The organism is Amycolatopsis sp. NPDC058278, from assembly GCF_042881395.1.
Taxonomy (GTDB): Bacteria; Actinomycetota; Actinomycetes; order Mycobacteriales; family Pseudonocardiaceae; genus Amycolatopsis.
Genome location: NZ_JBHVXZ010000216.1, coordinates 1 through 8,227 on the forward strand (window position 1 = coordinate 1; position 8,227 = coordinate 8,227).

Annotated in this window: 8 protein-coding genes and 2 pseudogenes; 6 read left to right on the plus strand and 4 right to left on the minus strand. The window is 72.8% G+C overall.

The features are described from left to right. A pseudogene (locus ACFVYA_RS48455) lies at positions 1-278 on the minus strand (PucR family transcriptional regulator); the annotation flags it as partial. A 112-nt stretch (positions 279-390) separates the two neighbouring features. Here ACFVYA_RS48455 and pruA point away from each other — a divergent pair. Then, a complete protein-coding gene (gene pruA, locus ACFVYA_RS48460; protein WP_387055249.1) occupies positions 391-2,019 on the plus strand; it encodes an L-glutamate gamma-semialdehyde dehydrogenase in 1,629 nt (542 codons plus the stop codon). 13 nt (positions 2,020-2,032) lie between these two features. Next, positions 2,033-2,962 carry a proline dehydrogenase family protein gene (locus tag ACFVYA_RS48465; protein ID WP_387055251.1) on the plus strand — a complete coding sequence of 310 codons (930 nt, stop codon included), beginning with the start codon at positions 2,033-2,035 and terminating at the stop codon, positions 2,960-2,962. Positions 2,963-3,010: 48 nt separating this feature from the next. Here ACFVYA_RS48465 and ACFVYA_RS48470 read toward each other — a convergent pair whose 3' ends face one another. Further along, positions 3,011-3,388, minus strand: coding sequence for a co-chaperone YbbN (locus ACFVYA_RS48470; protein WP_284745300.1), 378 nt, complete (start codon positions 3,386-3,388; stop codon positions 3,011-3,013). Between the two features lie 85 nt (positions 3,389-3,473). On the opposite strand from ACFVYA_RS48470, the gene ACFVYA_RS48475 reads away from it, so the two are divergent. The 4 genes from ACFVYA_RS48475 to ACFVYA_RS48490 all read left to right on the plus strand — a co-directional run bounded on the left by ACFVYA_RS48475 (position 3,474) and on the right by ACFVYA_RS48490 (position 5,850). After that, complete coding sequence (locus tag ACFVYA_RS48475) at positions 3,474-3,716, plus strand: DUF2630 family protein (protein ID WP_013224533.1); 243 nt, start codon at positions 3,474-3,476, stop codon at positions 3,714-3,716. A 131-nt stretch (positions 3,717-3,847) separates the two neighbouring features. Beyond that, the gene (locus ACFVYA_RS48480; protein WP_285989925.1) at positions 3,848-4,258 is read left to right on the plus strand and encodes a YciI family protein; all 411 of its coding nucleotides are present in this window, start codon (positions 3,848-3,850) and stop codon (positions 4,256-4,258) included. A gap of 11 nt (positions 4,259-4,269) precedes the next feature. Continuing rightward, positions 4,270-4,707, plus strand: a complete 438-nt coding sequence (locus ACFVYA_RS48485; protein WP_387055254.1) for a VOC family protein — start codon at positions 4,270-4,272, stop codon at positions 4,705-4,707. A 3-nt stretch (positions 4,708-4,710) separates the two neighbouring features. After that, a complete protein-coding gene (locus ACFVYA_RS48490; protein ID WP_387055256.1) occupies positions 4,711-5,850 on the plus strand; it encodes an RNA polymerase sigma factor in 1,140 nt (379 codons plus the stop codon). Between the two features lie 150 nt (positions 5,851-6,000). Here ACFVYA_RS48490 and ACFVYA_RS48495 read toward each other — a convergent pair whose 3' ends face one another. Together ACFVYA_RS48495 and ACFVYA_RS48500 are read right to left on the minus strand one after the other, a co-directional pair. Continuing rightward, positions 6,001-7,548, minus strand: coding sequence for an alpha/beta hydrolase (locus ACFVYA_RS48495; protein ID WP_387055258.1), 1,548 nt, complete (start codon positions 7,546-7,548; stop codon positions 6,001-6,003). Between the two features lie 69 nt (positions 7,549-7,617). Further along, positions 7,618-8,227 (minus strand): annotated as a pseudogene (locus ACFVYA_RS48500) (ATP-dependent DNA ligase); the annotation flags it as partial.

Sequence of the window (8,227 nt, forward strand, 5' to 3'; positions counted from 1 at the left end):
GGCAGCGCGACGCCCGCGTCGGCGGCGACGTCGGCACCGGTCGTGCCCTTGACCGCCACCGCGGCCGCGCCGCCGCGCCCGGCCGCGCGGATGGCCGGGGCCGCCGCCCGGCCGCGGGCGCCGATCACCAGCACCAGGTCGCCGGGGGAGGCCTCCAGCGGATCTTCGGGGTCGAGGATCACGACGTCGGTGACAGCGACGCCGAGGCCGTGCGGGGCCACGACGACCTCGACGAGCGGCTCGCCCAGCGTCGCCAGGACGTGGCGCAACGACGTTATCCGATCGGCCAATGTCACTCGACCGATTTTAGCCGATCGAACAAGCCTCCGAAGCGTGTCCGGAGTTACCGTTCGGGGCATCACCAGGGAGTAAGCCAGCAGAGGAGCCGCCGTGGACGCCGTCACCCAGACCCCCGCCCCGACGAACGAGCCGGTGCTGACCTACGCACCGGGCAGCGCCGAGCGCGCCGAGCTCGAGGGTGCGCTGAAGCGGCTGGGCCAGGCGGAACCCGTCGACCTCACGGTCACCATCGGCGGCGAGCAGCGTCCCGGCGGCGGCGAGCAGATCGACGTCGTCCAGCCGCACAACCACCGGCACGTGCTGGGCACCATCCACAGCGCGACGCAGCAGGACACCACCGACGCCATCGCGGCCGCCGCCGAGGCCGCGCCCGAGTGGCGTGCGCTGTCCTACGACGACCGCGCGGCGATCCTGCTGCGCGCCGCCGACCTGCTGACCGGCAAGTGGCGCGCCACGCTGAACGCCGCCACCATGCTCGGCCAGTCGAAGACCGCGACCCAGGCCGAGATCGACTCCGCCTGCGAGCTCGCCGACTTCTGGCGCTTCAACGTCGAGTTCGGCCGCCGCATCCTCGCCGAGCAGCCGATCAGCTCGCCGGGCGTGTGGAACCGGATGGAGCACCGCCCCCTGGAGGGCTTCGTCTACGCGATCACGCCGTTCAACTTCACCGCGATCGCCGGCAACCTGCCCACCGCGCCCGCGCTGATGGGCAACACCGTGCTGTGGAAGCCGTCGCCGACGCAGTCCTTCGCCGCGCACCTGACCATGCGGCTGCTCGAAGAGGCGGGCCTGCCGCCGGGCGTGATCAACCTGCTGCCGGGCGACGGCAAGGCCGTCTCCGAGGTCGCGCTGACCCACCGCGACCTGGCCGGCATCCACTTCACCGGCTCGACCGCGACCTTCCAGCACCTCTGGGGCACGGTCGGCGCGAACATCGCGGGCTACCGCGGCTACCCGCGGCTGGTCGGCGAGACCGGTGGCAAGGACTTCGTGCTCGCGCACCCCTCCGCCGACGTCGACGTCCTGCGCACCGCGCTGGTGCGTGGCGCCTTCGAGTACCAGGGCCAGAAGTGCTCCGCCGCTTCGCGCGCGTACATCCCGCGCAGCGTCTGGAACGAGCTGAAGGACGGCCTGGTCGCCGAGACCGAGGCGCTGTCCTACGGCGACGTCACCGACCTGTCGCACTTCGGTGGCGCGGTCATCGACCGGCGCGCGTTCACCAAGCACTCGGATCTCTTCGACCGCGTCGAGAACGACGCCTCGGTGGAGGTCCTCACCGGCGGGACCGCCGACGACAGCGTCGGGTTCTTCGTGAAGCCGACGATCCTCGTCTCGGACGACCCGAAGCACGAGATCTTCTCGACCGAGTACTTCGGCCCGATCCTCTCGGTGCACGTCTACGACGACGGCGGCTTCGACGACGTCCTGAAGCTGATCGACTCCTCCGCCGCGTACGCGCTGACCGGCGCGGTGATCGCGAACGACCGCACCGCCGTCGCGAAGGCGTCCGAGGCGCTGAAGTTCTCCGCGGGCAACTTCTACGTCAACGACAAGCCGACCGGCGCCGTCGTCGGCCAGCAGCCCTTCGGCGGCGCGCGGGCCTCGGGCACCAACGACAAGGCCGGCTCGATCTTCAACCTGCTCCGCTGGACGAGCCCCCGCTCGATCAAGGAGACGTTCGTGCCGCCGACCTCCGTGCGCTACCCGCACCAGGGCTGAGAGGGAGACCGTCATGCTGCGTGCCCCGTTGCTCGCCGCCGCCCGGTCGAAGGGCATCCGGCGGCTCGTCGAGGCCGTGCCCGCCACGCGATCCGTGGTGCGCCGGTTCGTGGCCGGGTCGGAGATCGCCGACGCCGTCCGCGTGGCCGGGGAACTGGCCGCGGACGGGCGCCGGATCACCCTCGACCACCTGGGCGAGGACACCACCGACGCCGCGCAGGCGGCGGCGACCGTGGCGGCCTACGAAGCCGTGCTGACCGCGCTGGCCGCGGAAGGCCTGGCCGAGGGGGCGGACGTCTCGGTGAAGCTGTCGGCGGTCGGGCAGTTCCTGCCGTCGGACGGCGAGGACGTCGCCTTGGAGAACGCGCGGAAGATCTGCGCGGCGGCCGAGGCGGTCGGCGCCACCGTGACGCTCGACATGGAGGACCACACCACCACGGACTCGACGCTCGGCATCCTGCGCGAGCTGCGTGGCGAGTACCGGTGGGTGGGCGCAGTGCTGCAGGCCTACCTGCGCCGCACCGAGCAGGACTGCCGGGAGCTGGCCGGCCCCGGGTCGCGGGTGCGGCTGTGCAAGGGCGCGTACGCGGAGCCCGAGTCGGTCGCGTTCGCGGAGAAGGCCGAAGTGGACAAGTCGTACGTCCGTTGCCTGCGCGTCCTGATGGCGGGGCGGGGTTACCCGATGGTGGCGTCACACGACCCGCGGATGATCGAGATCGCCGCCGCGCTGGCCGAAGAGCACGGCCGGCAGGACGACGACCACGAGTTCCAGATGCTCTACGGCATCCGGCCCGAGGAGCAGGCGCGGATCGCGGCTTCGGGGGCGCGCATGCGCGTCTACGTGCCCTACGGCGACGAGTGGTACGGCTACTTCATGCGGCGCCTGGCCGAGCGCCCGGCGAACCTGGCGTTCTTCCTGCGCGGGCTCGCGACGAAATCCTGAACATGACGGAGGCCGCCCCGCGGGGCGGCCTCCGTCATGTGGTGGTGGTCAGGCCTGTTCGGCCTCGGCCTCGGCTTCGGCGGCCTTGCGCTTGACCTCGTCCATGTCGACCTCGCGAGCCTGCTTGATGAGCTCCTCGAGGGCGGGCTCGGGCAGCGCGCCCGGCTGGGCGTAGATCAGCGTCTTGTCGCGGATGATGGCCAGCGTCGGGATGGAGCGGACGTCGAAGGCGGCGGCGAGCTGCTGCTGCGCTTCGGTGTCGACGCTCGCGAACACGAGGTCGTCGTGCTTCTCGGAGGCCTTCTCGTAGACCGGCGCGAACTGGCGGCACGGCCCGCACCAGCTCGCCCAGAAGTCGATCAGGACGAACTCGTTGTCGTTTACCGTCTGGTCGAAGTTCTCGGCAGTCAGCTCAACGGTGCTCATGCCCTGGTCAACGATGTGGGCGCGGCGGGAATTCCCGGGGCCGGGGTAGCGTCTGAGCGCGAGTACCCACGAAGAGGAGGAACAGATGGCCGACGGCGAGATCCTGGGCCGGATCGACGAGCTGATCGCGGAGGAGCACGAGCTCCGGTCGCGCTCGGTCGGCGTGGGACTGAGCGGCGGCGACAAGGATCGCCTCACCGCGGTCGAGCAGCAGCTCGACCAGTGCTGGGACCTGCTCCGGCAGCGGCGCGCGAAAACGGAGTTCCACGAGAACCCGGACGAGGCCGCCGCCCGGCCGGTCTCCGAGGTGGAGTCCTACCGCCAGTAGGCCCGAGCGGCCGCCCCCTCGCGGGGCGGCCCCCAAAAATCTTCTCCGGCGATGTCGAAACGCCGGAACCGGCTCCGTCCCTGGGGTGGAAGCGGCCAGAATGGGTCGCCACACACCGAGGGAGCACCACGATGGCCAAGTACCTGCTGCTGAAGCACTACCGCGGCGCACCGGCCCCGGCCAACTGCGACACGACCATCGACCAGTGGACGCCGGAGGAGATCACGGCGCACATCCAGTACATGCAGGACTTCGGGGACAAGCTCGTGGCCACCGGCGAGTTCGTCGAGCACCAGGCGCTCGCTCCGGAGGGGACGTTCGTCCGCTACGACGGCGAGGGGCGGCCGCCGGTCACCGACGGTCCGTTCCCCGAGACCAAGGACCTCATCGCCGGCTGGACGGTGATCGACGTCGACAGCTACGAACGCGCCCTCGAACTGGCCGCGGAGCTGTCGGCCGCGCCCGGCCCAGGCGGGGAACCGATCCACGAGTGGCTCGAGCTGCGCCCGTTCCTGGCCGCGCCGCCGACCATCACGGAATGACGGGGAGCACGATGGTTCTGCCACGACTGGAGCACGTCGGCATCGTCGTCGGTGACCTCGAGGCGGCGAAGGCCTTCTTCGCCGAGCTCGGGCTCGAGGTCGAGGGGGAGAACTCGGTCGAGGGCCGGGCGGTCGACCGGATCGTCGGGCTGGCCGGCGTCCGGTCGGACGTGGTGATGCTGCGGACGCCGGACGGCCACGGGAAGCTGGAGCTGATCCGGTACCGGACGCCGGCGGGACCGGGCGGGGACCCGGAGGCGCCGGCGAACGCGCCCGGCCTGCGGCACATCCTGTTCGAAGTGGCCGGCATCGAAGACGTCCTGGCGCGCCTGCAACCGCACGGCGGCGAGCTCGTCGGCGAGCTGGTGCAGTACGAGGACAGCTTCAAGCTCTGCTACGTCCGCGGGCCCGAAGGGATCATCGTCGAGCTGGCCGAGCGGATCGGCTGAGCCGTGGACGACGCCGTGCTCCGGAGCCTGACCCCGGGTGTCCTGGGCATCCTCGTCCGCCGCGGAGCCGAGTTCGCGGCGGCCGAGGACGCCGTCCAGGAGGCGCTCGTCGAGGCGCTGCGCGTCTGGCCGTCCGATTCGCCACGGGATCCGAAGGGCTGGCTGGTCACCGTGGCGTGGCGCAAGTTCCTCGACGCGACCCGGGCGGACGCCGCCCGCCGCAAGCGCGAGGACGTCGTCGACGCCGAGGTGGCGCCCGGCCCCGCGGCGGCCGTGGACGACACGCTCCAGCTGTACTTCCTGTGCGCGCACCCGTCGCTGACGCCGTCGTCGGCGGTCGCGCTCACGCTGCGGGCCGTCGGCGGGCTGACCACGCGGCAGATCGCGCAGGCGTACCTGGTGCCCGAGGCGACCATGGCGCAGCGCATCAGCCGCGCCAAGCGGACCGTGTCGGGGGTGCGGTTCGACCAGCCCGGCGACGTCGCGACCGTGCTGCGCGTCCTGTACCTGGTCTTCAACGAGGGGTATTCCGGGGACGTCGACCTCGCGGCCGAAGCGATCCGGCTGACCCGGCAGCTCGCGGCGTCCATCGACCACCCGGAGGTGGCCGGGCTGCTCGCGCTGATGCTGCTGCACCACGCCCGGCGTGCCTCCCGGACGACGGACGGCGGCGCCCTGATCCCGCTGGCCGAGCAGGACCGGTCCCGGTGGGATACGGCGCTGATCACCGAAGGGGTGGCCGTCCTGCAGCGGGCGCTGTCCCGCGACCGGCTGGGCGAGTTCCAGGCCCAGGCGGCCATCGCGGCCCTGCACGCCGACGCGCAGGACGCCGCGGAGACCGACTGGGTGCAGATCGTCGAGTGGTACGACGAGCTCGTCCGCCTGACCGGCAGCCCGGTCGTGCGGCTCAACCGCGCGGTCGCCGTCGGCGAGGCGGACGGACCACGGGCCGGCCTGGCGGCGCTCGCGGAAGTGGACGACGCGGTCCCGCGCCACACAGCGGTGTCGGCCTACCTCCACGAGCGCGACGGCGATCTGGAGACAGCGGCGAAGCTCTACGCCGAGGCGGCGGCGAAGGCGGCCAGCCTCCCCGAAGTCGACCACCTGACCCGCCAGGCCGCCCGCCTCAACACCCGCCGGTAACCCGTAACCCGCGTGCTTGAAGCCGTAACTCGCGTGATCAGACCCGTAACTCGCGTGATTGAAGCCGGAACTCGCGAGTTACGGCCCCAGTCACGCGAGTTACGGCCCCAGTCACGCCGGTTACGGCTCTGATCACGCGAGTTACGCCGGTCAGGCGGGGCAGAGGGTGCCGTCGGCCGGGATCTTGCCGTCGACCAGGAAGGCGCGGGCCGCGTCGGTGACGCACGAGGAGGCGCCGAGGGCACCGTGGCCCGTGCCCTGCCAGGTGATGGTCACCGCGGACGGCATCTGGTCGGCCGCGCGGGTGCTGCCGACCTGCGGCGTGATCGGGTCCGTCGCGGTGGCCGCGACCAGGATCGGCGGGGCGCCCGGGGCGCCCGGCGCCGGCAGCGGCTCGGTGCGCACCGGCCACGGGCCGCACCAGGCCAGCTGCTGGGCGATGACCGCGCCGAACTGCGGGTACTTGCCGCGCATCCCGGCCACGACCTGGTCGAGCTGGTCGGCCGAGAGCCGGGTCTGGCTGTCGTTGCAGCGGGTCGCGATCGTCGCGTCGATCCGCGACGGCTGGGCGCGCGTGTCGTGCAGCACCGGCGCGGCGAACGCCGAAAGCGGGCCGATGTCCCCGGCGCGCGCGGCGGTGATCGCGTCGGCCAGCTCCGGCCACCGCGAGCGCTGCGAAAGTCCCGTGTAGACGGCGTACATCGCGACGCCCGGGCCGAACACGACGTCCTCGTCGGTCGACGGCGGGGTGCGCCGCAGCTGGTCGGTGAGCGCGGACAGCGCCGCCTTGGGGTCGCCGAGGGCGCAGTGCCGCGCCGCGCAGTCCGCGGCGAAAGCGTCCAGTGTGGACTGCGCGCCGGCGGCGACCGCGTCGAGGACCGCGGCCGTGTCGGTGCCCGGGTCGGGCACGCCGTCGAGGACCATGCGCCCGACCTGGCCGGGGAAGCGCACCGCGTACTCGGCCAGCACCTTCGAGCCGTCGCCGTGGCCGAGCGCGTGGAGCCGTTCCATGCCGAGTTGCTTGCGCAGCTCGTCGAGGTCACCCGCGCTGCGCCAGCTGTCCAGCGCGGTCTGGGAGTCGTCCAGCTCGATGGCGCACTGCTGGCCGGCCTTGCGGGCCGCGTCCAGCACGTCGCCCAGGCCGCCCTGCGCCGGGTCGGCGTCGACGAGGTCGTGCCGGATGTCGGCGGGGACGCACTGGGCGGCGCCGGAGAGCCCGGTGCCGCGCCGGTCCAGGCCGATCAGCGAGAACTTCTCCAGGAACGCGGGCGGCAGCGTCGCGGCCAGCCGCGCGGCGTACACGGTGCCCGGGTCGCCGTCGACGTCGTTGACCACGACCAGCGGCACCGGCCCGCTGCCGACCTTCAGCGCCAGCAGCCGCACCACCGAGCGCCGCGGCTCGCCGGGGGCGTCGAGCGGCGCGGTGACGCGGGCGCAGGTGAAGTGCAGCGTGTCCGGGACGCCGGGGGTGCCGATGCGCTGGCGGGTGTCGTCGTCGCAGTCGGCCCACTTCAGCGTCGGCGACTGCGGCTCGCCCAGCGGCGGCAGCGGGACCCCGGGGGTCCGGGCGGGCGTGGCGCCGGTCGTCTTCCCGTCGTTCTCGACCAGCGCCGGGCGCACCGACGGCCCCGCGGCGCAGCTCGCCGCGGCGGTCAGGGTGAACAGCGCGGCCAGGAGACGGGTACGGCGGCGGCGCACGGGCGGGGTCCTCACGTCTCATCGATCACGGGCAGGGCCGAGCTTCGCACGGCCGGTGTGGGGCGCGGGTTAGCGGGTCCGGACCACCTGGCCGCGGAAGACGGCGTCGAGGTCGTACCGCGCCGGTTCGTCGAGCTGGCCGTAGTCGCACGACGCGGGTTCGCGGTCGGGGCGCCACCGCACGAACCGCGCGTTGTGCCGGAACCGCGACGGCATGCCGCCCTCGGTGTTCTCGTAGGCGACCTCGACGACGCGCTCGGGCCGCAGCGGCACCCATTCGTGCTCGGTGGCGCGCCAGCGGGTGACCCCGCCCGGGATGCGCTGGGCCTGGCCGGTGGCCCGGCCGCCCCACGGGTGGTCTTCGCCGTCGGTGACCAGCGGGGTGAGTTCTTCGGCGAGCTCGCGGCGGCGGTCCTTGGGGAACGACCCGACGGTGCCGACGTGGTGCAGCACGCCGGCGTCGTCGAACAGACCCAGGAGAAAGCTCCCGACCAGGTCGCCGGGGCCGCCGTCGACGTGCCAGCGCAGCCCGGCGAGCACGCAGTCGGCGGTGCGCAGGTGCTTGTACTTGACCATGACGCGTTTGCCGGGGGTGTAGGGCTCGTCGAGGGGCTTGCCGATGACGCCGTCGAGACCGGCGCCTTCGAACAGCTCGAACCAGTGCCGCGCGGTGTCCGGA